We start from the raw sequence: 25864 nt of genomic DNA, 5'->3' as shown, positions 1-25864 counted from the left end.
GCTATGAGTTCCTCCGTGGTTGTGCCTCCAGTTCTGGACACCCTCGGCAGGCCGCTGCATGACATCCGCTTCTCGGTGACCGACCGCTGCAACTTTCGTTGCGTCTACTGCATGCCCAAAGAGGTGTTTGGTGCCGATTACGCATTCATGCCGCGTGACGAACTCTTGAGCTTTGAAGAAATCACTCGGCTCGCTCGCGTTGCGGCGCTTCACGGCGTCGAGAAAATCCGCCTTACCGGTGGCGAACCGCTGCTGCGCAAAGGGCTCCCTGAACTGGTCGGGATGCTCTCGAAGCTGACGACCCCGGCGGGCGCGCCCCTCGACCTCGCCATCACCACCAATGGCTCAGCTCTCGGCTACCTTGCCCCCGCGCTGACGGAGGCCGGACTCAAGCGCGTCACGGTGTCGCTTGATTCGCTCGACGACGCGACCTTCCAGTCGATGAATGACGTCAAGTTTCCCGTGAAGAAGATCTTGGACGGCCTCGACGCAGCGCACGCCGCCGGGCTCGGCCCGATCAAGATCAACATGGTTGTCAAGAAGGGGCACAACGACAAAGACATCGTCGCAATGGCCCGCCACTTCAAAGACACCCCGTTCATCTTGCGCTTCATCGAATACATGGATGTCGGTACCACCAACGGCTGGCAACTCGGCGAAGTAGTGCCCTCGGCCGAAGTCGTGGCCCGTATCAACGCAGAGCTTCCCCTCGAAGAAATCGCCCCGAACTACAGCGGCGAGACCTCGCAACGATGGCGCTACCTCGATGGCGGCGGCGAGATCGGCGTGATTTCCAGCGTCACCCAATCCTTCTGCCACACCTGCTCGCGCGCCCGAATCTCGGTCGACGGCAAGCTCTACACCTGCCTGTTCGCCAGCTCCGGGCACGACCTGCGTGCCCTGATGCGCGATGGCTGCACCGACGACGAACTTTCGGATGCCATGACTCACCTCTGGCGCAACCGCACCGACCGCTACTCAGAGTTGCGCTCGCTCAACACCGCCCGGCTGGCGACTACGCCAGGGCCCGGCGCGAAGAAGATCGAGATGTCGTACATTGGTGGCTGACATGACCACTCACATTCGCTATTTCGCCGCTGCCGCCGAGGCCGCTGGGCGCGATGAAGAGCACCTCGAAATTGAGTCGGGGGCAACTCTGGCAACGCTCAAGGAGCTGCTCATCGAGCGCTATGGTTCGCTCATGCAGCGGGTCGTAGAGTCGGGATCATTCCTGATCGATGGCGTCGTTCGTCGTGATCCCGCGCACGCGGTGGGTGCTAGCGTCGACGTGCTGCCGCCGTTCGCTGGCGGCTAGGCTCCGACTCCGCTTACGGCGGCAACGTGGCCTGTGCGACTGACTGTCGCTCGCCGATCGTGGGCGCCGCACGCAGCCGCTACAGCCCGACCCACTCGGTCGCGCCGCCCGCGAGTTGCTGACGTTTCCAGATCGGCACCGTTGCTTTGATGCGCTCGACGAGCAACTCGCACGCCTCGAAAGCTTCACGCCGGTGCGCAGCGGAGACGGCTGCCGACAGGGCAATATCCCCAATCTGCAGTAGGCCGACGCGGTGCGCTGCCGCAATGGCGAGGCCCGTTTCGGCCGCGACCTCGGCGCAGCACTGAGCGAGCAGCGCCTCTGCTTCGGGGTGCGCCTGATATTCGAGCGACCACACTTCGTTGCCGCCGTCGTGATTGCGCACGACTCCCGAAAACACGACGACCGCGCCAGAAGCGGGGGACTCCACCGCACGCCGAATCGCGGCCTCATCGATCGAAGCATCCGTGATGGTGGCGAAGCTTGCCGGGTTCTGATCGTTCATCTTTAGTACCTCGCGAGCGCAGGGTCAATGACCTGCGCGTAGTCGTCGATGCCGCCCACTAGGTGGCGGATGTTGGTGAAGCCGGCACCCTGCAGCATCCGCAGAGCACGTTCGCTGCGAATGCCGTGGTGGCAATACACCACCACGGGAACGTCGGTGCGGATGTCGGCAAGCCGGCCTTCAAGGCCACCCAGCGGAATCAGTTCGGCAGTCTCAATCGCGGCAATCGCGTACTCGAAGGGCTCGCGAATATCGACCAGTTGCAGTGGCGCAGCACCGCGGAGCAAGGCCGCAAGTTCCCGCGACTCGATCTCCTCGCCGGCGCTGCGTGCGCCGCCTTCGTCGCCGGTCCCGCTGGCGTCATTCGAGCCGTGGGTGCCACTCGACGCGGGCGCCGCCGTCACTCCACAGAACAGGTCATAGTCAATAAGCTCGGTAATGGCATCCGCATCGTCGCTTGCGGCGTATTCGAGTTCACGAAAGCGGCCGGTGAGCGCGTCGTAGGTGCTCACGCGGCCGAGGAGAGGTTCGCCAATTCCTGTGATGAGTTTCACGGTTTCGGAGCACATGATGGCGCCGATCATGGCACAGACGGTGGGTAGCACGCCGCCCTCAGCGCACGAGGGAACGGTGCCGGGCGCGGGCGGAACGGGGAACAGATCGCGGTAGGTCGGGCCGTGACCGGACCAGGCAATCCCGGCTTGGCCGCCGTAGCGCAGGATCGCACCCCAGACCACGGGGATGCCGGTCAGCGCGGCCGCGTCATTGACGAGATAGCGCGTAGCGAAGTTATCGCTGCCGTCGAGCACGAGGTCGTAACCGGCGAAGAGTTCGAGCGCGTTGCGGGAATCGAGCCATACATCGTGGCCGATAAACGAGACTTCCGGGTCGATACGGCTGACGGTGTCGGCCATCGAATCGAGCTTGCTGCGCCCGATATCGGCAACCCCGTGGGCGAGCTGGCGGTGCAGATTCGAGAGCTCAACAGCATCCGTATCGATCACGCCGATCGTGCCGACACCCATCGCGGCCAAAGCGGGAATGGTGGCGCTGCCGAGGCCGCCGGCGCCGACGACAAGCACTCGGGCGTTCGCAAGGCGACGCTGGGCGAGTTCGCCAAAGCCGGGGTTAGCGAGTTGGCGCGAATAGCGGATCAGACGGTCGGGGCTGAGATGGTTGCCCGGCTCGACGAGCGGCGGGCGGTCATGCTGAGCGGGCGACGTCACAGGTTCGATCCTTACCGCGCCGGGAGCGGCACAGTCACGATTCTACTATTTCGGATGCTGCGAATCCGTGTTCGTCCCAGCGTCGTTGCCTACCGATAGGGTGTGGGCGGGCCGGAGATCTCGGCTCGCCACCCGATCTGAGGAGTACCCGATGGAAGCCGCAGTAATCGCCGCCTGGACGTTCGTTTCTGAAGCCCCCATTCCCGAAGATGTCATGCCGATGCTGCTGCCCGGCGAACAGCCCATCGCGGCCTACAAAACCTTCCGCGACAGTGCCGTTTTCACCAACAAGCGCCTCATCGTGCGTGACGCTCAGGGCATCACGGGCAAGAAGGTGGAGCTCTACTCGCTGCCCTATTCGAACGTGCTCATGTGGTCATCCGAGAACGCCGGAACCCTCGACATGAATGCCGAGCTTGAACTCTGGACCCGTGCCGGCCACATCAAGATCAAGGTCGGCAAGGCCATCGACGTGCGCAAGCTCGATATGCTCATCGCCAACGTGGTGATCGGCGCGAGCTAACAATACGAACCAATGCACGGCGGGGTGGGGCAATGAAAACAGACTTCAAGAAGACGCTCGACGCGTATAAAGCGCGCCACAACGAGTTCAGGATTCTGGATGTCCCACCCCAGCAATACCTCATGGTCGACGGCCATGGCGCACCCGGTGCCGACAGCGACTACACGGCCGCGATCGGCGCGCTCTATCCGGTCGCTTACACCCTGAAGTTCGCGAGTAAAGCGCTCGACCGCGACTACGTTGTGCCGCCGCTCGAAGCGCTCTGGTGGGCCGAAGATATGGCCGCGTTCACGAGCGGTCGCGACAAGTCGCAATGGGACTGGACCGCGATGATCCTCGCGCCCGAGTGGATCACCGCGACCATGTTCGAGGATGCGGTGGCTTCGGTGGTCGCCAAGAGCAAGACACCCGAGAACCTGCCCGCCAGTCTCGATAAGGTCCGCCTCGAAACCCTCGACGAGGGGTTGTGCGTGCAAACACTCCACCTCGGGTCTTATGACGATGAGGCCGAGATTCTGGCGCAGCTGCACAGCGAATTCATTCCCGAGCAGGGGCTGCGGATGACAGGCAAGCACCACGAGATCTACTTCAACGACTTTCGCAAGGTCGAGGCATCCAAGCTCCGCACACTGCTGCGGCAACCCGTGGAACACGCCTAGTCCGGAGCGGGTTTAACTAAAGCTTGGCGATCTCGATTTTCTTCAGCTGCATCATGTGCTCGAAGGCATTCGGCCGTTTCATGAGTTCGTCGATATTGGTGGGAGTGATCTGCCAGCTCACGCCGAATTTGTCTTTGCACCAGCCGCAGGCTTCAGCTTCGGGAACCGCCGAGAGCGCCGCCCAGTAGCGGTCAATCTCAGCCTGATCCGCACACGGAACTACAAACGACACGGACTCCGTGAACGTCACGTGTTGGCGAGTGGCGGCATCCATCGCCACAAACCAGAGGTCTCGGAGCCTGACATCGCCAAACATCACCGAACCCGGATGCGCGGGGCCTGTGCGTTCGGTGTAGCGAACGTCAGCGCCCAACTGCGAATTATCAAACACCGAGGCGTAGAACTCGATGGCCTCTCGGGCGCGGTTTTGCACGCCGTCGCCGAACATCAGCGCGGGCATGATGGTGGGCCGCGGTTCACCCTCGGGATCGGTCAAAATGAGCTGCCAATTCACGCCAAAACGGTCGCGCAACCATCCATAGCGCGGGCTGAAATCGTAGTTCGCGATCGGCATGAGCGCACTGCCGCCGTCGATAAGCGCATTCCACAACGCATCAAGATTGCGGCGAGCATCCGGATCAGTAGACGGATCGAAATTGACCATGAACGACGTGGACTCGTTGAACGCAAACCGCTCGCCTGCGTTGATCGCCAAAAAGTCTTGCCCCGCGAGACGGAAAGTAACCGTCAGCACCGCACCAGCAAGATCTTGTTGAAAATCAGCCAAGCCCTCCGAAGGGTAGTGAGTGGTGTCGACAATCGAACTGTCGGAAAACGCCGTGGTGTAGAACTGCACAGCATCTTCGGCATTGCCGTTGAACCACAGGCACGGCGTAATCGTATTCATGGTGTTCCTCCTCGAACCCATGTCGTCGCAACGCGCGGCGGCTAGCAGCGCACTGCTGTTAGAGACACGATGATAAACCCGTCGCCTGACTTTGAGTAGGTTTCGCTTAAGCTGGCGGGATGAATGTGAACGAGTTGGGGGCAGACGCGAGCCCCGACGGGCGCGACGAAACTGTCACCGAACGTAGCGACCGCAACTGGACAGAGATCCTTCAAGAGCTGCGTGTCATCCAAACGGGCACGCAAATTTTGACTGGATTCTTGCTCACGCTCGCCTTTCAATCGCGGTTTTCCGAACTCGACCAGTACCAAGTCATTCTGTATCTCGCGCTCGTCTCCGCCGCCGTGCTCGCGACCGCCCTCGCCCTCTCGCCCGTGAGTCTCCACCGCGCACTCTTTGGGCGCAAGGTCAAACACCGCTTGGTTGCCGCATCCGACCGCCTTCTTAAGGTGACACTGGTCGTCGTTGCGCTGACAGTCGCTGGCACGGCCATGCTGATCTTCGACGTCGTTGTCGGACGCATCCCGGGAATCGTGGCCGGTGTCGTCGCCGCGGTCTTAGCCCTTTTGCTGTGGCTCATTGCCCCCGCACTCGCCCGAAAGTACTTCTCGAATGAATGAACAACCCAGCAGTGCCGCAGGTCGCCGGCATGAGTGGCGCTACGCCTTCCAGCGCGCGTATCACGGCTTCATGCTGCACCGTGGCATCGATTCTGCAGCCACGCTCGCATTCTTTGCGGCGCTCGCGATTTTCCCCGCCGCGCTTACGGTCGTTTCGGCATTAGCGCTCGGTCAGGGTGAAGACCAAGCGGCCGAGACCGTGCTCGATCTGGCGCGAGAAGTGCTGCAAGAAGACACCGTGGAGGCCCTCAAAGAGCCCCTGACTCAACTCTTCTCGGTGGGGAGCCCCGGTCTGGCGCTCGGTATCGGTATTGCCCTCAGCGTGTGGTCGATGTCGAGCTATGCCACCGCGTTCGGTCGGGCCGCGAACAGCGTTTTTGAGATCCAAGAGGGTCGTCGCTTTGTGAAGTTCCGCGGCCTCATGCTTGTGCTTTCGGCCTTCCTGCTTATGGCCTTTGCGGCCGTGGCTGTGCTCCTGCTCACCACCACCAACGTCGCCACCGCCATCGGTGACGCATTCGGCTTTGGGGAACCCTGGGTCGCGATCTGGTCGTACGGTCGCTGGCCGGTTCTCGGTGGCATCCTCACCCTCATCATCGCGGTGCTCTACTACTACACCCCCAACATTCGTCATGAACGGATGCGATGGGTCAGCACCGGTGCCGTGTTCGCGATAGTGACGTGGGGCCTCGCGACCGCGGGGTTCGGTTTTTATGTCTCAACGATCGCGAACTATGACCGTGTCTATGGCTGGCTCGGGGGAGCGCTTGCACTGCTGATTTGGCTCTACATCAGCAACCTCGCGGTAGTGGCCGGAGTTGAAGTGGATGCCGAATTCACCCGCCTGCGGCAGTTGAGGGGTGGAGTCTCAGCAGAGAACACCGTGCAACTGCCCCTGCGCGATACCTATCGCAATCTTGTGTTGGCTCGCCGTCAGGCATCGGATGAGGCTGCCGGCATCGCCATTCGAACGCGCAATGGTGACACTGACTAACTCGGGATAATTACCGGCTTCCCCGTTGTGATGGCCGCGCACCGCGAGTAGCGTTTTCCCATGAATTATGAGAGTGCTCAGCGCTGGCTCGATGATTACATTGCGGCGTGGCTGTCCTTTGATCCCGCGCTGATTGGCGCGCTCTTCAGCGATGACATCGCGTACCGCTACCACCCGTACGATGAGCCGTATCGGGGTCGGGATGCGGTTGTGGCGTCGTGGCTTGGCGAAGGTGATGACCAAGGCGGTGCTAGTGATGTCGATGAACCAGGCACGTTCGAAGCACACTATCGCCCGATCGCCGTAGACGGAACTGTGGTCGTCGCTCAGGGTGTTTCGTCGTATCGCGACACCCCAGATGGCCCGATTGTGCGCGTCTATGACAATTGCTTTGTGATGCGATTCGATGACGCGGGGCGCTGCCAAGAGTTCACGGAGTTTTACACCCAGCGTCCGGCATCCGCGGAGTGAATAAATCGCGTTTGCCTTAGGGCGCGGCAGTCAGCTCCACCTGCAGAATGCGGTCGTCACCGTCGCGGGGATCGCCCCGGCCATCGGTGTTATTGGTGAGCATCCAGAGGCTGCCATCGGGGCCGGGGATTACATCGCGGATGCGGCCGGCAGCATTCTCGAAAGTCGCCGTCGCGGTGGTCGTCTCTCCGGGATGAATTTCCCACAGGCGTTCGCCGCCTAGGCCCGCGATGAAGAAGGTGCCGTCGATGAAGGTGAGGCCGCTGGGGCTCGCGTCGTCGGTTGCCCACTGGTAGACGGGTTCTTCGAAGCTGGAACCCGTGGATTCCCCTTCCGCGAGCGGCCAGCCATAGTTGGCGCCCGCGCGAATGATGTTGAGCTCATCCCACGTGTTTTGGCCGAACTCTGAAGCCCACAGCTGACCGTCGTCGTCCCACGCAAGACCCTGCGGGTTGCGGTGCCCGAGGGAGTAGACCAGCGATCCGTCGAAAGGGTTGTCGTCGGGAACGGAGCCGTCAGGCTGCATCCGCAGAATCTTGCCGTTGAGGCTGTCGAGGTCTTGGGCTGTTTCGGGATCGCTCGCGTCGCCGACAGTGGCGTAGAGCATCCCGTCAGGCCCGAAGGCGATGCGGCCGCCATTGTGAATGCGCGACTTGCCCAGGCCGGTGATGATGTCGACGCTCGCGCCGAGCGCATAGCTGCCAGCCTCACCTTCGAGTTCAAAACGTACGATGCGATTGTCCGTCGCGGTGGTGAGGTAGGCGTGCAGCTGGGTCTCGTCGAGCATGGCGAGACCGAGCAGCCCGCCCTCGCCGTCGGGGGCAGCCTCGCCGACGATCCCGACTTCGCGAAGATCTCCGCCGGCGGTCAATTCTTTGATGAGCTGGGTGTCACGTTCGCTAATCAGCGTCGAACCGGATGCCAGCCGCACCATCGACCACGGAGCGTCCAGCCCCGAAACAATCGTCGTCGCTTCCTCGGCAGCGTTGACTGTCACGGCGGCGGCGTCGACGCTTGGCGCCGACGTTGCTGCTGACTGTTCTGGCTCAGCAACGGGCGACTGAGCGCATCCCGCTAGCAATCCAGCAACGAGCACGGCGGTGAAACGGGGAGAGCGCATGCGCTAATCCCACCGCAGATTCGTCTGAGAAGAAAGGTCTTGGCGTCTTTGCTCCCCGATTGTGGCTCGGTTTCGTGTTCGTAACTAGGAGTTTCGAGAGTTGACCGAGCCCCGGAACCCACGCAACCGCAGACTGTTCGTGACGACGAAGACCGATGAGAAGGCCATTGCCGCGCCCGCGATGAGCGGGTTGAGCAGGCCGAGCATCGCGATCGGGAGGGCCGCTACGTTGTAGGCGAAAGCCCAGAACAGGTTGCCGCGGATGATGCCGAGGGTGCGCTTGGCGAGGCGAACGGCGTCAGCGACGACCATGAGGTCCCCGCTCACGACGGTGATGTCGCTGGCGGCGATCGCGGCATCCGTTCCGCCACCCATAGCAATGCCGAGGTCGGCGGCGGCCAGAGCGGCAGAGTCGTTCACTCCGTCACCGACCATCGCCACAACCCGGCCTTCAGCTTGCAGACTACGGATGACGTCGAGCTTTCCCTGCGGAGTGATGCCGGCGTGCACGTCGGTGATTCCCACCGCACTGGCAACGGATGCTGCAGCACCGGCGTTATCGCCCGTGAGTAACACGGGGCGCAGGCCGAGCCGCGTGAACTCGGCGATGGCGTCTGCACTGCTTGCCTTGATGGTGTCGCCGACAACCAGCACGCCTCGCGCTTGACCGCCCCACGCGATGACCATCGCGGTCGACCCGGCAGCTTCGGCCTTCTCGACCAAGGCGCGGGCGGCATCCGACACTGTTTGTTGGTGGTCGGCGGTGAGCCACGAGGGCTTGCCGACGAACACGACGGTGCCATCGATGGTCGCCTGAACACCGGTGCCGGCCTGGGCGGCGAAGTCGGTGACGGTCGGGAGGGCGATGCTGCGGTCTTCGGCTGCAGCGACAACGGCACGGCCCACCGGATGCTCCGAGCCAGCCTCGACGGCGGCGGCGCGAGCCAGCACGAGCTCCTCGTTTTCGCCCTCGAGCACCTCGATCGAGCTGAGGCGCATTTCGCCGGTCGTGACGGTTCCGGTCTTGTCGAGCACGATGGTGTCGACCGAGCGGGTCTGTTCCAACACTTGGGGTCCGCTGATGAGGATGCCGAGCTGCGATCCGCGACCGGTGCCCACGAGCAGGGCGGTCGGCGTTGCCAGGCCGAGGGCGCAGGGGCACGCGATGACGAGCGTGGTGACGGCGGCAGTGAAAGCGAGTTCGATGGGGCCGCCGACGATCATCCAGCCGACGAAGGCAACAACCGCGAGGCCGAGCACGACGGGAACGAAGATGGCCGAAACACGATCGGCAAGACGCTGGATGTCGGCTTTGCCGGTTTGCGCTTCTTCGACCATGCGACCGAGGCGGGCCAGTTCGGTGTCGCGGCCGACGCGAGTGATTTCGATGACGAGTCGTCCGCCGACGTTGAGGGTGGCACCGGTGACCCGATCGTCGGGACCGACTTCGACAGGTACGGATTCGCCCGTGAGCATGCTCGCATCGACGGCGGAGGTGCCCTCAATAACGAGTCCGTCGCTGGCGATCTTCTCGCCGGGGCGCACGACGACGTGGTCGCCGACGACGAGCGACGAGACGGCGACGCGCTGTTCGACACCACCGCGCAGAACGGCAGCATCCTTCGCTCCGAGCTCGAGCAGGGCGCGAAGAGCAGCACCGGACTCGCGGCTAGCGCGGGCCTCGATGTACTTGCCGAGCAGGATGAAGACGGTGACGGCGGCGGCGACTTCGAGATAGATCTCGCTCGAACCACCCTCGGGTGTTCCGAAGAAGGTCATCGTCATGTGCATGCCGGCCTCGCCAGCACCGCCGAAGAAGAGGGCGTAGAGCGACCAGCCAAAGGCGGCGATGATGCCGAGGCTGATGAGGGTGTCCATGGTGGCGGCACCGTGGCGAAGATTCACGGCGGCAGCGCGGTGGAACGGCCACGCACCCCACACGACAACCGGCGCGGTCAGGGTGAGGGCCAACCACTGCCAGTAGGTGAACTGCAGTGCCGGGATCATCGACATCACCACGACCGGCACGGCCAGTGCGGTCGAGACGAGCAAGCGGTGCAGCAATTGCGATGCCCAGTCGTCGTCGCTGCTCTTCGCGCTCACGTTGTCGTTCTCGTCGCGTTCGTGGATAGGCGCCGGGATGACAGCGCTATAGCCGGCAGCCTTCACGGTTTCGAGAAACTGCTCGGGATCCATACCCTCGGGCGCACGAACACGAGCCTTCTCGGTGGCGTAGTTCACGCTCGCCTCGACGCCCGGGAGCTTGTTGAGCTTGCGCTCGATGCGGCCCGCGCAGGAGGCGCAGGTCATTCCGGTGATGTCGAGTTCGACATCTAGGAGGTCGACCGTGCTGGGTGCTGCGGTGGTGGCGGGGCCGTCGGTTGTTGCTGCGTTGTCGGATGCCGCGACCATTAGAGACTCGTCACGAGCGTGTAGCCGGCCTCCTCGATTGCGGCGCTGACGGTGGCGTCGTCGAGGGGAGACTCAGACGTGACAGAAACGGTGGAGGGCAGGCCCGAGGCGAGGTCAACCGAGACCTCGGTGACGCCATCCACTTCAGAAAGTTCTTCGGTGACGCTGGAGACGCAGTGGCTGCAGGTCATTCCTTCGACCAGGTAATCGGCGGTGTGAGACATGATTCTCCTTCGATTGCCGCAGGCGCGAGGCGCGGGCGGAGGGTGTAGCTAGAAACGAATTTTAGGAACGAACGAGGCGAGCAATGGCGGCACTCGCTTCGCGAAGTTTTTCGTCGGCGACAGCTCCGCCTTCACGGCTGGCCTCGGCGACGCAGTGGGTGAGGTGGTCATCAAGCAGCGCGAGCGCTACAGACTCGAGGGCCTTCGTGGCGGCCGACACCTGAGTGAGCACGTCGATGCAGTACGTGTCTTCTTCGATCATCCGATGGATGCCGCGAACTTGACCTTCTGCGCGACGAAGGCGCTTGAGCAGCACTTCTTTGTCTTCGACATAACCGACCATGATATTCCCTCCAACCGGATACCCCCAAGGGGTATTCCCATTAGACGCCTGAGCGAGTGGAAAGTCAACCGGAGCGAGTGGTCGTTTGTCGGAGGAGAAGCCTTGACATGTCTAACTAGTTAGAGAGACAATCTAGTCATGAGTGTAGAAGAACCGGAAGCCGAGGGGCCAGTCGCCGAGTGGCCAAGCGACTGGATGCGTGCGGTGTTGGGCATCTTCACCCTGCGTGCACTGGAGCAAGGCGCTTCCTACGGTTACGCGATCATCGCAGAGCTTGAAGCCAATGGGTTGGGGACGGTCAAGGGCGGCACCCTCTATCCCCTTCTCAGTCGCTATGAGTCGGTGGGGTTCGTCTCCGTCGAGTGGCGCCCGGGTGACGGCGGCCCAGGCCGTAAGTACTTTTCGCTCACGAAACGAGGGCGAATCGAGCTAGACCGAACACGATCGGAATGGCTGCGATTTGCCGCGATTGGTAGCGACTTTCTGAACACAGCGCGCACAGCAGAAACGGAGACCCCATGACAACCTCAACGACTGACGACACCTGGATCGAGTCCTTCACTGTCGAGCTTCGCTTGCGCCACGTGTCAGGCCCTGCAATCGGGGATGCCATCGCCGGTGTTCGTGAGCTTCTGACAGACTCCGGACAGAGTGCGGAAGAAGCGTTTGGCTCTCCACGTGAGTACGCGGCGTCGCTGGAACTTCCCACTATGAATACGCGTGAGCAAAGGATCCGCACGGTGCTTTTGCCCGTGTTGGGGCTCTTCACATTCCTCATATTTTCTGTGGCCAGCACTGCACGGTTTGATCAAGACCTCGTTCTCGTCTCGGTGCCTCAGCTGCTGTTGTTGGGCATCCCTGTGCTCTTAACCGTGTTGTTTGCTTTCCCGTTCTATCCGCGAGCGGTCATTCGCCAACGGTGGCTTCCGGTGGTGCTGATGCTCGTCGCGGGGGCTTCCGGCGGTCTCGCAGCGCTCGTGGCTCCGGCGTCAGCGGATGACGCGTGGCTGATGGGGTCTGCGCTACCGCTGCTCATTGGCACTGGGGCTGTTCTGGTCATGCTGTCCGTTGTCGGCACTGTCGCAACGCTGCGCAGTCGCGACGATGATGAGATTATTGCGCCATTGCACGCACCGGATGACGAGGGGCGACCACGTGATTGGAGCCAGTTGCGGATCGCCGTCAACTGGCTTTTCCCGCTCATGGCTGTCGTCGTATTCACGATGGCGTGGGTGTTCAGTCTCCTCAGGCCCTGACTAACTGGGTGAGTGCCGACTCGAACGCGCTAGTCGGGAGAGTCAGCGCCTGCGGCGGGGGTGACCTGAGCGGTGCGCGATGCCGCGCCGTTGAGACGCGCATGCAGCGCCCCGAGGAGCAGTTCAAGTCCGAGCTCGAATGCCGCGTCGCTGCGAGCGGCTCCGCCGGCCGAGTTCTCAATGAGCTTGCCGAGAGTGTGCGTGCTGCCAGACGGTTGCCAAATTGCTTCGGGTGACGTGAGGTCTAGGCCGAAACCGATCGCAAAGGCATCAAGTACTGCCACGAGAGAGAGTACTTCGTCGTTAGAGAACCCTGCCTCAACCAGCGCTGTCGCGAGCTGGTCATAGTGTTCAATTGCGTGGGCGTCGGTAATTGTCTTGCCCACGATGAGGGGAACAAGCGCCGGATGTGCGGCATACATTGCGCGTTGTTGACGCATGATTTCGACCACGGCGTGATCCCATGATTTGTAGACATGGGTAGGCATGTGGTCTGCGACGACGCGCGCGCGCATAAGTTCAATAATCGCGTCTTTGCCATCCACGTGGTTGTACAGCGACGACGGCGTCACTCCTAGTTTCCGCGCGAGCGCATTGACGCCGAATGGTGCCCCGGAGTCGACCAGTGCGAGGGCCGCGTCAGCAATGCGGTCGGTGGACAGAAGAGCCACTTTGGGCCGGGACATGTGCACTCCATCCGTGGGCGTCCCTTCAGCCTAAACGCTTAATTCGTGATCTGCTCTTCCCCTGAACGACATATGCCTGTAACAATAAACGAATAGCGTTCGTTTAGACGATGACACCTCCTACCGTCACACCACAGTGCCTAGAACAGAGGAAACTCTATGACTGATCTCTCCTTGCGCATCCCACTGCGCTTCCCTACCGCCGGGGCGACGTTCGCCATCGGGATTGCTGGCTATCTCGGCGTAAACCTCTCGCCATACATGATTTCCGCGCTTCAGACCGACCTCGGTCTTGACGTACTCGCGGCGAGTTGGGTCGTGACGGCAGCGCTGCTAGCTACCGCGATAACGGGCCTAGTCATCGCTCCGCTCTGCGCGGGACGTCACCGCCGTCTCATCGCGCGCATCGGTCTCACCATCGCTCTCATTGGTTTCTTGGTTGCCGCGCTCATCCCGGTCACTGCGGTCGTCATTGCGAGTCTTGTGATCGGTGGCGCAGGTGCTGGTACCGCAGTAGCCTCCTCGGGTGCGGCTCTCGCGGCGTTCCGAAACCCCGACCGTGTCGCCGGGCTGAATGGGCTCGCAAACCGTGGTGTCGTCACCATCGTGCTCGCCATCATTCCTGTCATCGGGCTAGCCCCGATCGACGTATTCGGTGCCCTCGCACTCTTCGCACTCATCGCTCTTCTAGCGACCGGCTGGCTTCCCGCCGCGCCCGTCGTCGACCCTGTTGCTGGAGCAAGCAATGCAGAAGCGATGCCGATCGAAGTGCCGACTACAGGTGCGGTACGCGCCGTGACCGTTCCGAGCCGCACGGTCACGATCTCCGGGTTCGTTCTCCTCGCCACGTTTGCGTTGTGGGCGATCAGTGAAGATTCGCTCTGGGCGATGGCCGGAGTGATGGGTTTCGATCAGGCGGGACTCACCCCTGAAGGGCTCGGTCTTGCTCTGAGCGGTGCGACCGCTGGCGGAATCGTGGGGTCGGCACTACTGATGGTCGTCGGCAACCGACTCGGTCGTGCCGTTCCGCTGGCAATTCTGCTGGTGGCGGGCGGTGCGTTGAAGATCGCCGAAGGCTTCGCTACCGATCAGACCTCCTTCATCGTTGTGTTCATCCTGTGGAACACGGTCTATGCAATCGCGTTCATGTATTTCGTCTCGACCTCGGCTGCTCTCGATGCTGACGGACGCTGGTCAGGCCCGCTTCTCGCCATCTATCTAGTGGGTTCGGCTCTGACTCCCGTAATCGGAGCCGCGCTCGTCGAGGCTCTCGGCTACCAAGGTTTCGTTACCGCCCTCGGTGTCGCAAGCTTTGTTCTCGCCGTGCCGGCATTTGCTGTGGCAGCAATTTCGAGCCGTACAGAGCGCTCAAGTCTCGCCGCGGCCGCTGTTCCAGAGCACGCAGCGTGACCCGCTCGCTCTTCACCGGCGGTCGCATTTTCACGGGCTTCGAGGATGGCTGGGCGGAAGCCATGCTCATCGAAGGTGAAGAACTGCTCTACGTCGGAGACAACGACACCGCAGTGAGGCACGCGGGCCCTGATATCTCCGCCACGGATCTCGCCGGCCGCGTGGTGCTGCCAGGTTTCACCGACGCGCACACCCACCTGGTGATGATGGGCGATGCTTTGGGGCGCGTGCAGCTCACCGATGCGCGCTCGGTTGATCAGATTCAGCAGCGTTTGCGGGCTGCGCGCAAAGCGGATCCCACAGCCACACGATTGCTGGGAACGGGATGGCTGTTTGACTCGATCGACGGTGGCCTTCCGACGGCCGCGATGATAGATGCCGCTGTACCGGATATTCCGGTCTATCTTGATGCCAACGACTACCACTCGTGTTGGATCAATACGGCCGCAATGGCAGAGCTCGGAATCACTGCTGCGACCGAAGACCCTCTCGGTGGAAGCATTTCCCGCGACCAGGATGGCCAGCCGACTGGACTCTTGTACGAAACCGCCGCGCAACAGCATGCCTGGGCGTATGTGGCATCGGTCACTACTGACTCTGATCGCGACCAAGCAGTCGAGCGGATGCTGTCGGCCTACGCCGAAGCCGGGGTCACTGGAGCTGTTGATATGGCGTTAGACGAGCTCGGGCTGGCTGCACTTCAGCGCGCCGCTATGAGGCGTGGTGGTCGGTTGCCGTTGCGTGTCGCCGCGCACTGGTTCATCGAGAACACGGGTGATGATGCTGCCAATCTTGCACAGGTGCAGCGCGCGGCAGAGCTTTCAATCATCATTCGCTCTCCGTGGTTACGTGTCGTGGGTATCAAGCTGGTGCTCGACGGCGTCATCGACGCGTGTACGGCAGCCCTATCGCAGCCGTACTCGAACGGATCATCCGCCGAACTCATCTGGCCAGTTGAGGCTTTGGCCCCGGTGGTTGTTGCGGCTGATGCGGCTGATCTACAGATCGCGCTGCATGCGATTGGCGACCGTGCAAGCACTGTTGCGCTCGATGCCATCGAAAACGCCATGCAGCTCAACGGGGAACGTGAACGCCGTCACCGTATTGAACACCTCGAATATGCGGCGCCCGGAACTGCGGAACGGATGGCTCGGCTTGGAGTCACAGCGTCGATGCAACCGGTGCATGCGGACCCCGCTATTTTTGACAACTGGGCAGCGATGCTTGGCGACGAACGGGTAGAGCGCGCTTTCGCTTGGCGCGAATATGTTGACGCCGGTGCTCTGCTCGCGTTCTCTACCGATGCGCCGACCGCACCTTATGCTGCGTTGCCGAATGTCTACGTTGCGGCTACGAGGGCCTCTGCGCTCGATGCTTCCTTCGCGCCGCGCGACCCTGCGGCCGCTCTAACTCTGACTCAGGCGCTCGTGCACGCTACCCGCGATGCGGCGGCATCGGTCGTGGGGGCGGAGAACCGAGGTTCACTCGTGGCCGGTAATGCGGCCGATTTTGTGATCATTAATGGTGACCCTTTCGAGCAAGGCGTCGACAAGCTATTAAGCGCAACGGTGGTGCGCACCGTGGTTGCTGGCGAGAGTGTCTACGACGCAGCAGTGCTCTAAAGAATCACAAGCCACGCACAGCGGCCGACAACTGAGTGAGAACATCGATGCAGTAGGTGTCTCCTTCGAACAGGCGGTGGATGGCGTGCGCCACACCTTCGGCGCGGGCGCGAGCTGGCCCGGTGGTTAGGCTGCGAGCGCAGGCTGGGTGAGTGCCGACTCGAACGCGTCTACTGAGCCGGCCGCGGCATCCAGCTCACTGTTCTGAAGAACGGTGCTGATGCTGCCATCGTCGTGATGCGCGAGCACGACAGGCAATCCTGTGGTGGCGACGTGTGCGATCTCGGCGGGGGTGATTTCGTTGCGGTGTCGCACGGTGAAGGGCACACCGAGGCGCGCGACCATGGCGTCCCACTGGGGTTTGCGGCGAATCGGTGAGTGCGTGATGTCGCACAGCGAGCACGCGGCGGTGCCCAGCATGTGCCCGATCACGTAGCGGGTTTCGCCCCAGACGCCGCCGTCAGCGTTGTAGATCCCGGTGTAACGGATGATCGCCATGATGCCTCCTCGCCCGGCACCGTGCCGGAACTCCCTGTGTGCAGAGTTATTCGGAGACGTCGAGCACAGCGGATGGGTCAGCAGCGCGGCGGGAGGGGTCAGGTCGTTTCTTGTGAGCGGGCTGCTCGTGCTTTTCTCCACACGATCACGACGGAGATGATTGTCACGAGGACGCTGGGGATCACTATGGTTCCGACGTTCGCGTTTACCCAGATCGCGAAGGTGTTGGCGTAATCACTGCTGAGAATGCTGCCGCTGCCGTCGTTGTAGAGGTAGGTCAGATAACGGCTGTAGGGGGTGCTGATGACGGCGCCCGCGATCATCGTGATGAGGCCGATTCCGGTGGCGGCGGTGAAGCCACGGCCGGTGACGGGGCGGCGCCCGGAGCCGTACGAGAACAGGCCAAAGGCGACAACGACGGCCAGTGGCGTGAGCGCGATGCCCGCCGTAGGGGAGTTGAGGCCGAATACTGCAACGAGCACGACGGTGCTGGGAATGGTGAGGAGAGCGAAGAGCAGTCCGCGACGAAAGTTGTAGGGGCGTTCTGGTTCGGCCAGCATGGTGGCGTCACCGCGTGCTACGGCCGCGGCAATCTGCGCTTCGAATTCGAACGCTCGGCCTTTGGCGTGGGCGTAGTTGCCCGGGCCAGGGTTTTGGTACATCTCGGACACGGTGATCACCTCTGATGGTGCGGCGGGAGTTTCTCGCCGAGCACCTTCTCGATACCTCCCAGAATAGCTAAGTATTTCTCCAGACCCCAGCGCTCGGTTCCCATCGACCGTCGGCAAGGGAGCCGTCGAGTATCGGATTCAACATCGCTTGAACGCGTTCCTCGGCGGACGCCGCATCGGGGAATCTATCCACGAGCCCGAGACGTCGAGCGAGCACGAGATACCGAATCGACCAGTCGGAGGGAATGAGGAATGCCGTGATGGGGTCGAGACTACGACGCTTGGACTCAGTCGCGACGGCAATCGACAGCTGGCGGGCATCCATCGATTCAGTGAGGGAGATGAGAAGGAGATCGATCAAGTCCTTGACGCGCGACGAGGGCGATTTGCTCTCGCCGTATTTTGCCTGGGTGGCACACAGCTTGTCGGCCACTTGATCCGCCAACGGATACAGCACGTAGTCGCACGTTCGGAGTCGAGTGAGCGGCAGCCGGTTCGCTGGGCTCACCGTTTCCAACATGCCCGTGGGCTTGTAGCCCGCTGCGAGGTCGATAGACAGGGTGCTTTGTTTCGTCACGCCGACGTACACATCAAAGGTCAGCCGACATCCGGCCGTGTACGGCTGGTTCTCTCCCTCGAGCTGATCGATCGTGTTCGTGAACTCGAACCTGAAATGGTCATCGAGGTCAACGGATGCGAGTTGCCGCAGTTCGGCGACGGCTGTGTCGAGCTCGCTCTCTTGTGCCGACAAATCGATATCTGTTGTCGCCCTGCTGGTCGACAACCGGGCGAGCATGCCAGTGCCGCCCTTGAGAGCGAACTTGGTTGACTGGTCAGAGAAGATTCGGCACAGAAACCGGTCGAACGTTGCTTGTCGGATCAGGTCGCCGACGCCGACTGATTTGGCTCGTTCGTCTTTGAGGGCTGCACTCTTGATCGCGGCTTGTACGGCGCGGCCGCTCGGGTAGGCACCCTGATCAGCCTGCATGCTGTGCCTGGCTTAGCGTCGCAAGTGTGTGTAGCGAGCTGGCATCTTTCACGAGCTCTTGCAGGGATTGCATGTCGGTCTCGGACGTCGCTGATTGCCAGGCGGGGTTTGACACTACCCGCTGGAGTTGGCTCGCTACGTCGACGTGACCCAGCTCGAGAAGCTTCCGCAGGAAGCCGAGCCCGTCGTCTTTGGCGAACCCGTTTCGTGCGGAAAGGGGGCCGAGCAGTGCAACAAGATAATCCAGCTGAAGGGTTCTAGAGCGGAGCGCGTCGCCCACAACGTCCCCGACGAGACTCAGGTCTTCTTTGTCGCGGACGAGGTCAGCGATCGTTCGCTCAACTCCAGTGGTCGGAATTCCAACTACCAGCGTGACGTCGTCGATGGCAAGATTCTTTTGTTTGAAGCGGATGTCGGGACGCTGCGACTGTCTTCGGCCGGACGAAGTGAAAACGTAAGGCGTGGGGAGGAAGTCTCCAATCCCATGCAGTGCGGCCGCTGTATTTCCGCTCACGACTATTCCGTCGACTCCGTCCCGGATGCGGTCTTCGGCCAGCCGGTTTGGCTCGAGGCTCAGCCACGCGGCTCGAATGTCATCGAACTCGTGCGGTGGACTCCCGGCGTCTCTGTAGACGCCGTGGGCGAGGCGCTCGAGGTGCCCGTCGTCTGTGAGCCGTGCCATCTGTACTCGACTTACGTGGATCGAGCGGGCTTGCGCCGTCGTCACCATTCCCCACTGGCCGGATGAGATCGCCGCTAGCGCGCGCAGGGCATCCGGAGTGTTCATGCTTGAATAGTAACGTCTAGATAGATACTTTTCAAGATTATTTAGACGATTTGCGTATCTACAGAGGAAGAAACTACCCGCGCAGCGCGAGCGCGAACGGGAGCACGGCATCCGCCCCTGCTTCGCGGAGTGCTTTGGCGGCGATCGTGAGCGTCCAGCGGGAGTCGACGAGATCATCAACGAGCAGTATCGGCCCCTGAGGCAGTTCGTCACCGGCCCACGCGAATTGTCCCCACACGCTCGCGAGCCGGTAGGCACTGTTGCCGCCGGGTTCGCCGTGCGGCCCATCGCCGGTGAGCGAGAGTGCACCGAGGTAGGGCAGCTTGCCGGCGCTGGCGAGGGCTTCGGCGACGGATGCCACGAGTTGTGGTCGGCTGCGTGACGGCATCGAGACGACCGCGACGGGTCGCTCATCCCAGCCCCAGTCGGCGAGCACCCGGACGCAGGCTGCAACGAGCGCGGGGCTCGCTGGCGCGTCGGGGGTGCCGGGGGCGAAGAGGGTGCGCAGGGTGCCGCCCCAGCCGAGGTCGGTGAGGCGGGCGAGGGCGCGGCCTTCGGTGGCGCGCAGTTCGGGGCTGATGCGTCCGCGCACGGGAACGCCGAGTTTGTCGGCTCCAGTGGGCCATTGGGCGCGGGGCTCGATGGGGACGCCGACTTTGTCGAGGGTGGCGGTGGCGCGGGTGGTGGCATCCGTACTGATGTCGGTGGGGTACCAGACGCCGGCGCAGTTGTCGCAGCGACCGCAGGGGGTGGCGGTGTCGTCGTCGAGGGCGCGTTGCAAGTATTCCATGCGGCAGCCGTCGGTGCCGGCGGGCAGTCGTTCATAGTCGAGCATGTGTTGCTGTTCGGCGCGGCGGGCGGCGGTGACTCCGGCGTAGCGTTCGGCGTCGTAGCTCCAGGGTTGGCCGGTGGCAGTCCAGCCGCCTTGCACGCGGGCGACAGCGCCGTCCACGTCGAGCACTTTCAGCAGTAGCTCGAGGGGTGTGCGCCGCAGGTTTACGCGGGCTTCGAGCGCTGGCGTGGAGACGGGCCCAGCGCCGGAGTTCGCGGCCTCAGTCAGTTCGGCGATGACGCGTTCGGCGTTGGCTTGGTCGGGCATGGATGAGGTGGCGAAGTATTCCCAAATGTCTTGGTCTTCTGGCCCGGGCATGAGAAGCACGTCGGCGTTGTCGGTGGCGCGCCCGGCGCGGCCGACCTGTTGGTAGTAGGCGACGGGTGAGGAGGGGGCGCCGAGGTGTACGACGAAGCCGAGGTCGGGTTTATCGAAGCCCATGCCGAGGGCGCTGGTGGCGACGAGCGCTTTCACGGTGTTGTTCTTGAGTGCTTCTTCGGATGCTTCGCGCTCTTGCGGGTCGGTCTTGCCGGTGTAGGCGCGCACATCCATGCCGCTGTCGCGCAGCAGCCGCGCGGTGTCTTCGGCGGCCGAAACGGTGAGCGTGTAGATGATGCCGCTGCCGGGCAGTTCGGCGAGGTGGCTCAGTAGCCAGCCGAGGCGAGCTCGGGCATCCGGCAGCTTAAGGACACCTAGGCGCAGGGATGCTCGCGCAAGGGGTCCGCGGATGGTGACGACTTCGGTGCCGCCCGTGGCCGAGTTTTCGCCGCTGTCGCTGCTGCCGGTTTCGAGTTGCGCGGCGATGTCGGCGACGACGCGGGAGTTGGCGGTGGCGGTGGTGGCGAGCACGGGGACGCCGTCGGGCATGGTGGCGATGAGTTCGCGCAGGCGGCGGTAGTCGGGGCGAAAGTCGTGGCCCCAGTCGCTGATGCAGTGCGCTTCGTCGACGACGAGCATCCCGATGCGGTTGATCAGTGCGGGCAGTTGGTTGTCGCGAAAGCTGGGGTTGTTGAGGCGTTCGGGGGAGACGAGCAGCACGTCGACTTCGTCATTGGCGAGTTGCTGTTGAACTTCGGCCCATTCGTGGGGGTTGGTGGAGTTGATGGCGACGGCCCGAACTCCGGCTCGGGATGCCGCGGCAATCTGGTCGCGCATGAGCGCCAGCAGTGGCGACACGAGCACGGTAGGGCCCGCACCTCGTCGCCGCAGGAGCAGCGTGGAAACGAAGTAGACGGCGGATTTTCCCCACCCGGTGCGCTGCACGACGAGCGCGCGGCGGCGCCCATCGACGAGCGTCTCGATCGCCTCAAACTGTCCCTCATGAAAATCGGCAGTCTCATTGCCGACAAGCGTGCGGAGAACGGCCAGGGCATCGGTGCGGGTATCTGTCACGTGGCTAGTGTGGCAGGGGGTGCTGACTTTTCGGTGGTTGGTCGCTGCCGACCAAGATTCTTATCGGATGTGTGCTCGTGAGATGGAGCAAATGGCTGACGGTGGCTCCGGGTGACTTGTCCCTCACAGCACGAATTCGGCAGCGACTTTGAGTCCCACCTGGACTCCTCGCGAGAGAACATATACTCTCGAAGCAGGGCCGGCACCAAAGATCCCCCACCAAACTTTTAAGAGGACCCTTGTACAACTATGTAGATCTCTTTTCCGGATGCGGCGGCCTTTCACTGGGCATCGAACGCTCCGGGGGAGAACTCCAACTTGCGGTCGAAAAATCTGACATGGCGGCTTACACCTTCTATGCGAACTTCATCGACGAATCGATTGAAGACGATTCGTGGAAGGCATACGTTAAATCCTCGATCGAAAATCAAGTTCAGAACCGAGTTGCAGTTTCAGCGCTTCGCGACGTGCTCGACAACGAAGCTGCCATGGCCGGGCTCGCAAGTTCAGGAATTGACGTCGTCGTCGGTGGGCCGCCTTGCCAAGGATTCTCTCTGGCCGGACGCCGCAACCCAGACGATGTCCGGAATACGCTGCCGTGGGAGTACCTCGAGTTCGTAAAGCGCACTGCTCCCAAAATGGTGGTGATCGAAAATGTGGTCGGTATGAGCCACAAGTTCTCTCCTGATGAAGAAGCGCCTTTTGTTCAATTGCAGCAGGCCTTACGTGAGACTGAACCGGGTTACGAAGTTCAAGGCGTAGCCGTCAACGCTGTTCACTACGGCGCACCACAAAACCGTCCCCGGTTGATGATTATTGGAATGCGCTCAGACGTCGCAGAGGAGCAGGGAATCAAGGCCACGGGGCACCTCTGGAAGTCGGCATTTACCGACGACGAGAAGTTTGAGCCCGCACCCGCTCTCGCGCCCAACCCGACGGTCTCGTCGAAAGAGTCGCCCACAATCGCAGATGCAATCGGCGATTTGCAGGACGTGCTTCCTGCTCCCAAGAGCCGTCGGTCCGCGGCGTTCCACAAAGCCACTTCCACGCGAACGCTCTGGGGCCTCCCTAAGTCGAAAGTTCGACGCGAGCATTTGCCTAACCAGTCGCCGCGTAAGCACAGCGAATCCACGACTCAACGATTCCGCCTTTACCAGTGGCTTCGGGACAACGGGCTTCAACCGCGACTGCTCTCGCAGCTCTCGAGTGGGCCAGCGGAAGCAGCCTCGAATGTCAGATTGCAGCTAGCGAATGCGAAGTACCCGGCCATTGCCCCCGACGGCACAGTTCTCGCAGAATCAGCGGAGTCGATGTTCGAATTGATGGTTGAGCTCAAGACCAAGAAGCATTCACAGAAGGCGCTGGACTGGTCCCAACCAGCTCGCACGGTTGTCACGCTGCCAGACGACTACGTGCACCCCAGCGAACCTCGTATTTTCACTGTGCGCGAGATGGCTCGTTTTCAAGGCTTCCCCGATGATTTTGAGTTCCGCGGCAAAGAAACAACCGGATCGCTCCGTCGTCGCTTTGAGGTTCCGCAGTATTCGCAGGTGGGAAATGCTGTGTCGCCATTTCTCTCACTAGCCGTGGGAAGAATGGTTAGCGAAGCGCTGGCAACGGAACCGACACCGACTCAATAGGTAGCCGAGTCGCTCTCGGGTCTGGTAGACATCCCTATGTGCCTAAGTACCCTAATCAGAAGCAACGGATTGCGGATGCGTCGCCGCTACTGAAGGCGCGATTCGAATCAATCGCCATTGCCTTGGGGCCTAGCGTCCCGTATCAAATCACTCGAGTTCTACTCGGTAAGGCTGTACCGGATGCGGTGCAAATGCTAAGGAATTTCCTCTCAAAGTCTGGAATTTACGACTATGAGTCTCAGGAACTGGGCGCTGAGAAATCACGCTTCTCTACCCCGATGAAGTACTTGCGTGTCGATATCGCTGGCGCAGTTTTTGCCATCGATGTCGTCCTCAACTTGTATCGCTCCGACAATCGCGGCAGAGCGGATCGTCGCTTCAGCATTTCCTGGAGCGATACCTCGGAGCGATTCCTAAAGGATGAATTTGTAGTCTTTGCGCTGTCGCCGAGCGGGCAGCTACTCCTCATCAACGTCAGTGCTGGTCTCGCCGAATCAGAGACTTCTTCGATGCCGTGGCTCGCGTTGGTAGACCGAGCTATGTCAACGACGGGCACCACGAAGTCTTCCGGCGAAGAGCTTGCAATTCTTGAAGAAGCAGCTGCCGCGAGTGAGGGGCGCATCAGTTTCTCCACGCCTCAAGGATTTATCAGGGACGTAGATCTGAAACGCAAAATCGAAAGACACTCCCTCGACGTAGCTACGAGATACTACGACGAGCTCGGGGCTAGCGATATAGAGGAACGTGGCCGACCCTATGACCTGCATTTCGATTTGAATGGGCAACGAGTTTTTGTCGAGGTGAAGGGCTCGCAAAACAGGATCGACGAGGTGTTTGTTACGTACAACGAAGTCGAGCACGCGAACGAAAACAAAAGAACCGAACTCTTCGTGGTTGATGACATCGAGTGCAAAATAGGTGAGTCCGATGATTGGGTTACGAGTGGCGGACGGATTCGACGTTGGTTGAGTTGGAAGCCGACTTCGGATTCGTTGAAACCTATCCAATACAGGCACACGCTGAGCGTGCATGACGAGGTATCAGTTCATTCTCGGACCAACGTAACCGCCGTAGAGGGGATCGGCGAGTGCGCGAACTAGTCGGTACGGAGCTCGAAAGCGTCGCATTTTTAACAACCAACGACGTCCCATTCGGCTTACTGGAGCTGACTGCCACTGGTCTGAAGAAGTCGATACTCGACGCAACAGAACCGTTTCGGGAGTTTCTTGAAGCGAATGCTGTTCACGACTATGCGCGCCAACCGCAGGGGCCAGATGCGAAAGTCATTCTGCCCGCACGGCTGGTCGTGGAGAATTCGACCCTTGAGTCAAAGGCGTCACTTTACCGACCTCAGACGAAGAATGGCGATCCCAGAGTGTGGTTCGGTGGCCTAAAACACATTTCCGAACCGGGCGATGTAATCGCTGCTGTTTGGAGCGACGGATGCTTCTGGGTTTTCAATCTGTCCAGAGTTACCCTCGCCCACAACGTCTCGAATTTGAGTGGCGTGGCAGCCGAAGTATTGGGCGCTTTCGTCCAGAAAAAGACTGGCGCCGTCGAATCACTACTCTCATTACTTCACGGAGTTTCGAACAAGGGCTTTTTGCCTGCGCCTGTGAAAGGGACGACTGCAGTCGGGCGTCTACTCGAAACGGAGCTGGGCATTGCGATCAACTCTCGAAAGGAGCCGGACTTCCAAGGTATCGAGATCAAATCTTCAAGAAGTTCGAGCAACAGAACCACGCTTTTTGCGAAGACCCCTAATTGGAGCGCTAGTCGTTACAAGAGCTCGCGCGAATTACTCCGGGCCTTTGGTTATGACCGCGATGGTCAGCGGAAGCTCAGTTGCACGCTCAGCGGTCGGGTCGTGAATTCTCAGGGTTTGAGTTTGAGCGTGGACAACAAAGCGGATGTCCTTCACGCAATTCACACTGGCGAGGTATCCCACCACGCAGTTGAGTGGGAGATGGACGCATTGCGGCACAGTCTCGCAGCCAAGCACAATGAAACTTTCTGGGTGAAGGCAGAAAGCCAGATTATTGATGGATGGGAACACATCCGATTCACTTCGGTAAAACACACCCGGAAGCCGATTATCGCCCAGCTTCCGTCGTTGCTAGAAGACGGCAAAGTGACCGTCGATTTCTTGATCCGAGAGAAGGGCGATAAAGGCTACCTATTCAAGATCCACCCCAGAAATCTTGGTGCGCTCTTTCCCCCAGCACAGGAGTACCAGCTCGCATCTGTAGACACGATTACGGGAAAACCGCCAATCCCAGAAGCGAGGCTCTTCTAGCCGCGAACACGATTGCGGCTATACGCGCGTTGCCTTCACAATCAGTTCGACGGCAGGGATATCGGCAGGCGCCCATGCGAGCGCGCTCAGCTCGGCAGGCGCGAGCCAGACAACTTCCGCGTGCTCGGTGAGCACTGGTGTGCCGGAGAGAAGCTCGCAGTAGAACGTGGTCAGCACGACGATCCCAAAGTCGTACTCGTGCGATGTCGTAGTGATCAGCTCGCCCACGGCCACCTCGCACTCGAGCTCTTCGGCTATTTCGCGCGCGAGCGCATCGCGGGGAGTCTCGCAGGCTTCGATCTTGCCGCCGGGGAACTCCCACATGCCGGGCGAACCCCCGCCGGGCCCGCGCTGGGCACACAGGATGAGGCCTTCGCGCACGATGACTGCACCAACGACGTTGATCTGTTTCTCCACTGATGATCTCTCTCTCGGACTTCTCGGACGACGTCTGTTGGCCGCCTGCG

Annotated in this window: 29 protein-coding genes; 14 read left to right on the top strand and 15 right to left on the bottom strand. The window is 61.4% G+C overall.

From position 1 onward, the window contains the following. Positions 1–3 precede the first annotated feature (3 nt). Both moaA and I6E56_RS06505 read left to right on the top strand, forming a co-directional pair. Positions 4–1068, top strand: coding sequence for a GTP 3',8-cyclase MoaA (gene moaA / locus I6E56_RS06510; protein ID WP_197136841.1), 1065 nt, complete (start codon positions 4–6; stop codon positions 1066–1068). Between the two features lies 1 nt (position 1069). After that, positions 1070–1315, top strand: coding sequence for a MoaD/ThiS family protein (locus tag I6E56_RS06505; protein ID WP_231606259.1), 246 nt, complete (start codon positions 1070–1072; stop codon positions 1313–1315). Between the two features lie 79 nt (positions 1316–1394). On the opposite strand, the gene I6E56_RS06500 is transcribed toward I6E56_RS06505, so the two are convergent. Both I6E56_RS06500 and I6E56_RS06495 read right to left on the bottom strand, forming a co-directional pair. Further along, positions 1395–1820, bottom strand: coding sequence for a molybdenum cofactor biosynthesis protein MoaE (locus I6E56_RS06500; RefSeq protein ID WP_197136837.1), 426 nt, complete (start codon positions 1818–1820; stop codon positions 1395–1397). A gap of 2 nt (positions 1821–1822) precedes the next feature. Next, positions 1823–3046, bottom strand: coding sequence for a ThiF family adenylyltransferase (locus I6E56_RS06495; protein ID WP_197136835.1), 1224 nt, complete (start codon positions 3044–3046; stop codon positions 1823–1825). Between the two features lie 151 nt (positions 3047–3197). Between I6E56_RS06495 and I6E56_RS06490 the strand changes: the two genes are divergently transcribed. Beyond that, positions 3198–3569, top strand: coding sequence for a PH domain-containing protein (locus I6E56_RS06490; protein WP_197109442.1), 372 nt, complete (start codon positions 3198–3200; stop codon positions 3567–3569). A 32-nt stretch (positions 3570–3601) separates the two neighbouring features. After that, positions 3602–4228: a GyrI-like domain-containing protein gene (locus tag I6E56_RS06485; protein WP_197136834.1), complete on the top strand. Its 627-nt coding sequence runs from the start codon at positions 3602–3604 to the stop codon at positions 4226–4228. Between the two features lie 16 nt (positions 4229–4244). On the opposite strand, the gene I6E56_RS06480 is transcribed toward I6E56_RS06485, so the two are convergent. Next, on the bottom strand, positions 4245–5135 hold the full coding sequence (locus I6E56_RS06480; protein WP_197136832.1) for a VOC family protein: 891 nt from the start codon (positions 5133–5135) through the stop codon (positions 4245–4247). Between the two features lie 119 nt (positions 5136–5254). On the opposite strand from I6E56_RS06480, the gene I6E56_RS06475 reads away from it, so the two are divergent. From I6E56_RS06475 to I6E56_RS06465, 3 genes are read left to right on the top strand one after another with little or no spacing between them, the layout of a single operon-like run. Further along, entirely contained in the window at positions 5255–5755 is a 501-nt protein-coding gene (locus tag I6E56_RS06475) for a DUF6328 family protein (protein ID WP_197136831.1), read from the top strand. Then, positions 5748–6749, top strand: coding sequence for a YihY/virulence factor BrkB family protein (locus I6E56_RS06470; RefSeq protein ID WP_197136830.1), 1002 nt, complete (start codon positions 5748–5750; stop codon positions 6747–6749). The genes I6E56_RS06475 and I6E56_RS06470 overlap by 8 nt, the downstream gene beginning before the upstream one ends. Positions 6750–6809: 60 nt before the next feature. After that, complete coding sequence (locus I6E56_RS06465) at positions 6810–7220, top strand: nuclear transport factor 2 family protein (RefSeq protein ID WP_197136829.1); 411 nt, start codon at positions 6810–6812, stop codon at positions 7218–7220. Positions 7221–7236: 16 nt separating this feature from the next. On the opposite strand, the gene I6E56_RS06460 is transcribed toward I6E56_RS06465, so the two are convergent. The 4 genes from I6E56_RS06460 to I6E56_RS06445 all read right to left on the bottom strand — a co-directional run bounded on the left by I6E56_RS06460 (position 7237) and on the right by I6E56_RS06445 (position 11319). Beyond that, positions 7237–8340 carry a sorbosone dehydrogenase family protein gene (locus I6E56_RS06460; protein WP_197136828.1) on the bottom strand — a complete coding sequence of 368 codons (1104 nt, stop codon included), beginning with the start codon at positions 8338–8340 and terminating at the stop codon, positions 7237–7239. Positions 8341–8424: 84 nt separating this feature from the next. After that, entirely contained in the window at positions 8425–10650 is a 2226-nt protein-coding gene (locus I6E56_RS06455; protein WP_197138154.1) for a heavy metal translocating P-type ATPase, read from the bottom strand. 101 nt (positions 10651–10751) lie between these two features. Then, positions 10752–10976 (bottom strand): heavy-metal-associated domain-containing protein, encoded by a 225-nt coding sequence (locus I6E56_RS06450; RefSeq protein WP_197136826.1) that lies wholly within the window; start codon positions 10974–10976, stop codon positions 10752–10754. Positions 10977–11037: 61 nt separating this feature from the next. Next, entirely contained in the window at positions 11038–11319 is a 282-nt protein-coding gene (locus tag I6E56_RS06445; protein ID WP_197109447.1) for a metal-sensitive transcriptional regulator, read from the bottom strand. 138 nt (positions 11320–11457) lie between these two features. Here I6E56_RS06445 and I6E56_RS06440 point away from each other — a divergent pair, with 138 nt between their 5' ends. Beyond that, a complete protein-coding gene (locus I6E56_RS06440) occupies positions 11458–11841 on the top strand; it encodes a PadR family transcriptional regulator (protein WP_197136824.1) in 384 nt (127 codons plus the stop codon). Further along, positions 11838–12575, top strand: coding sequence for a hypothetical protein (locus tag I6E56_RS06435; RefSeq protein ID WP_197136822.1), 738 nt, complete (start codon positions 11838–11840; stop codon positions 12573–12575). The genes I6E56_RS06440 and I6E56_RS06435 overlap by 4 nt, the downstream gene beginning before the upstream one ends. A gap of 29 nt (positions 12576–12604) precedes the next feature. On the opposite strand, the gene I6E56_RS06430 is transcribed toward I6E56_RS06435, so the two are convergent. Further along, positions 12605–13261 (bottom strand): TetR/AcrR family transcriptional regulator, encoded by a 657-nt coding sequence (locus I6E56_RS06430; protein WP_197136820.1) that lies wholly within the window; start codon positions 13259–13261, stop codon positions 12605–12607. A 159-nt stretch (positions 13262–13420) separates the two neighbouring features. Here I6E56_RS06430 and I6E56_RS06425 point away from each other — a divergent pair, with 159 nt between their 5' ends. Then, positions 13421–14671, top strand: a complete 1251-nt coding sequence (locus I6E56_RS06425; protein WP_197136819.1) for an MFS transporter — start codon at positions 13421–13423, stop codon at positions 14669–14671. Continuing rightward, a complete protein-coding gene (locus I6E56_RS06420; protein ID WP_197136817.1) occupies positions 14668–16293 on the top strand; it encodes an amidohydrolase in 1626 nt (541 codons plus the stop codon). Before I6E56_RS06425 ends, I6E56_RS06420 begins: the two co-directional genes overlap by 4 nt. A 4-nt stretch (positions 16294–16297) precedes the next feature. Here I6E56_RS06420 and I6E56_RS06415 read toward each other — a convergent pair whose 3' ends face one another. From I6E56_RS06415 to I6E56_RS06390, 6 genes are all read right to left on the bottom strand, one after another. Further along, entirely contained in the window at positions 16298–16387 is a 90-nt protein-coding gene (locus I6E56_RS06415; RefSeq protein ID WP_197136816.1) for a metal-sensing transcriptional repressor, read from the bottom strand. Positions 16388–16419: 32 nt separating this feature from the next. Beyond that, complete coding sequence (locus I6E56_RS06410; RefSeq protein ID WP_197136813.1) at positions 16420–16791, bottom strand: hypothetical protein; 372 nt, start codon at positions 16789–16791, stop codon at positions 16420–16422. 98 nt (positions 16792–16889) lie between these two features. Then, entirely contained in the window at positions 16890–17453 is a 564-nt protein-coding gene (locus I6E56_RS06405; protein ID WP_197138152.1) for a hypothetical protein, read from the bottom strand. A 76-nt stretch (positions 17454–17529) separates the two neighbouring features. After that, positions 17530–18450, bottom strand: coding sequence for a nucleotidyl transferase AbiEii/AbiGii toxin family protein (locus I6E56_RS06400; protein ID WP_197136811.1), 921 nt, complete (start codon positions 18448–18450; stop codon positions 17530–17532). After that, on the bottom strand, positions 18440–19237 hold the full coding sequence (locus I6E56_RS06395; protein WP_197136809.1) for a type IV toxin-antitoxin system AbiEi family antitoxin domain-containing protein: 798 nt from the start codon (positions 19235–19237) through the stop codon (positions 18440–18442). Before I6E56_RS06395 ends, I6E56_RS06400 begins: the two co-directional genes overlap by 11 nt. 73 nt (positions 19238–19310) lie before the next feature. Further along, positions 19311–21461, bottom strand: a complete 2151-nt coding sequence (locus I6E56_RS06390; RefSeq protein WP_197136807.1) for a RecQ family ATP-dependent DNA helicase — start codon at positions 21459–21461, stop codon at positions 19311–19313. A gap of 239 nt (positions 21462–21700) precedes the next feature. Here I6E56_RS06390 and I6E56_RS06385 point away from each other — a divergent pair, with 239 nt between their 5' ends. From I6E56_RS06385 to I6E56_RS15305, 3 genes are read left to right on the top strand one after another with little or no spacing between them, the layout of a single operon-like run. Beyond that, the gene (locus I6E56_RS06385) at positions 21701–23101 is read left to right on the top strand and encodes a DNA cytosine methyltransferase (RefSeq protein ID WP_197136805.1); all 1401 of its coding nucleotides are present in this window, start codon (positions 21701–21703) and stop codon (positions 23099–23101) included. Positions 23102–23139: 38 nt separating this feature from the next. After that, on the top strand, positions 23140–24201 hold the full coding sequence (locus tag I6E56_RS15310; protein ID WP_197136803.1) for a protein NO VEIN domain-containing protein: 1062 nt from the start codon (positions 23140–23142) through the stop codon (positions 24199–24201). Beyond that, positions 24189–25397, top strand: coding sequence for an MvaI/BcnI family restriction endonuclease (locus I6E56_RS15305; RefSeq protein ID WP_197136801.1), 1209 nt, complete (start codon positions 24189–24191; stop codon positions 25395–25397). Before I6E56_RS15310 ends, I6E56_RS15305 begins: the two co-directional genes overlap by 13 nt. 18 nt (positions 25398–25415) lie before the next feature. Here I6E56_RS15305 and I6E56_RS06370 read toward each other — a convergent pair whose 3' ends face one another. Next, positions 25416–25814 carry a (deoxy)nucleoside triphosphate pyrophosphohydrolase gene (locus I6E56_RS06370; RefSeq protein ID WP_197136799.1) on the bottom strand — a complete coding sequence of 133 codons (399 nt, stop codon included), beginning with the start codon at positions 25812–25814 and terminating at the stop codon, positions 25416–25418. Positions 25815–25864: the final 50 nt, after the last annotated feature.

The organism is Salinibacterium sp. NK8237 (assembly GCF_015864955.1).
Lineage (GTDB): Bacteria > Actinomycetota > Actinomycetes > Actinomycetales > Microbacteriaceae > Rhodoglobus.
This window is presented reverse-complemented; position numbering and strand designations above follow the sequence as displayed.

Coding starts and splice junctions, on each gene's coding strand:
- I6E56_RS06445 (WP_197109447.1), bottom strand. CDS start 11,319: ATGGTCGGTTATGTCGAAGACAAAGAAGTGCTGCTCAAGCGCCTTCGT.
- I6E56_RS06475 (WP_197136831.1), top strand. CDS start 5,255: ATGAATGTGAACGAGTTGGGGGCAGACGCGAGCCCCGACGGGCGCGAC.
- I6E56_RS06455 (WP_197138154.1), bottom strand. CDS start 10,650: ATGACCTGCGCCTCCTGCGCGGGCCGCATCGAGCGCAAGCTCAACAAG.
- I6E56_RS06500 (WP_197136837.1), bottom strand. CDS start 1,820: ATGAACGATCAGAACCCGGCAAGCTTCGCCACCATCACGGATGCTTCG.
- I6E56_RS06440 (WP_197136824.1), top strand. CDS start 11,458: ATGAGTGTAGAAGAACCGGAAGCCGAGGGGCCAGTCGCCGAGTGGCCA.
- I6E56_RS06425 (WP_197136819.1), top strand. CDS start 13,421: ATGACTGATCTCTCCTTGCGCATCCCACTGCGCTTCCCTACCGCCGGG.
- I6E56_RS06430 (WP_197136820.1), bottom strand. CDS start 13,261: ATGTCCCGGCCCAAAGTGGCTCTTCTGTCCACCGACCGCATTGCTGAC.
- I6E56_RS06490 (WP_197109442.1), top strand. CDS start 3,198: ATGGAAGCCGCAGTAATCGCCGCCTGGACGTTCGTTTCTGAAGCCCCC.
- I6E56_RS06450 (WP_197136826.1), bottom strand. CDS start 10,976: ATGTCTCACACCGCCGATTACCTGGTCGAAGGAATGACCTGCAGCCAC.
- I6E56_RS06460 (WP_197136828.1), bottom strand. CDS start 8,340: ATGCGCTCTCCCCGTTTCACCGCCGTGCTCGTTGCTGGATTGCTAGCG.
- I6E56_RS06400 (WP_197136811.1), bottom strand. CDS start 18,450: ATGCAGGCTGATCAGGGTGCCTACCCGAGCGGCCGCGCCGTACAAGCC.
- moaA (WP_197136841.1), top strand. CDS start 4: ATGAGTTCCTCCGTGGTTGTGCCTCCAGTTCTGGACACCCTCGGCAGG.
- I6E56_RS06395 (WP_197136809.1), bottom strand. CDS start 19,237: ATGAACACTCCGGATGCCCTGCGCGCGCTAGCGGCGATCTCATCCGGC.
- I6E56_RS06465 (WP_197136829.1), top strand. CDS start 6,810: ATGAATTATGAGAGTGCTCAGCGCTGGCTCGATGATTACATTGCGGCG.
- I6E56_RS06405 (WP_197138152.1), bottom strand. CDS start 17,453: ATGTACCAAAACCCTGGCCCGGGCAACTACGCCCACGCCAAAGGCCGA.
- I6E56_RS06470 (WP_197136830.1), top strand. CDS start 5,748: ATGAATGAACAACCCAGCAGTGCCGCAGGTCGCCGGCATGAGTGGCGC.
- I6E56_RS06435 (WP_197136822.1), top strand. CDS start 11,838: ATGACAACCTCAACGACTGACGACACCTGGATCGAGTCCTTCACTGTC.
- I6E56_RS06505 (WP_231606259.1), top strand. CDS start 1,070: ATGACCACTCACATTCGCTATTTCGCCGCTGCCGCCGAGGCCGCTGGG.
- I6E56_RS06480 (WP_197136832.1), bottom strand. CDS start 5,135: ATGAATACGATTACGCCGTGCCTGTGGTTCAACGGCAATGCCGAAGAT.
- I6E56_RS06410 (WP_197136813.1), bottom strand. CDS start 16,791: ATGGCGATCATCCGTTACACCGGGATCTACAACGCTGACGGCGGCGTC.
- I6E56_RS06485 (WP_197136834.1), top strand. CDS start 3,602: ATGAAAACAGACTTCAAGAAGACGCTCGACGCGTATAAAGCGCGCCAC.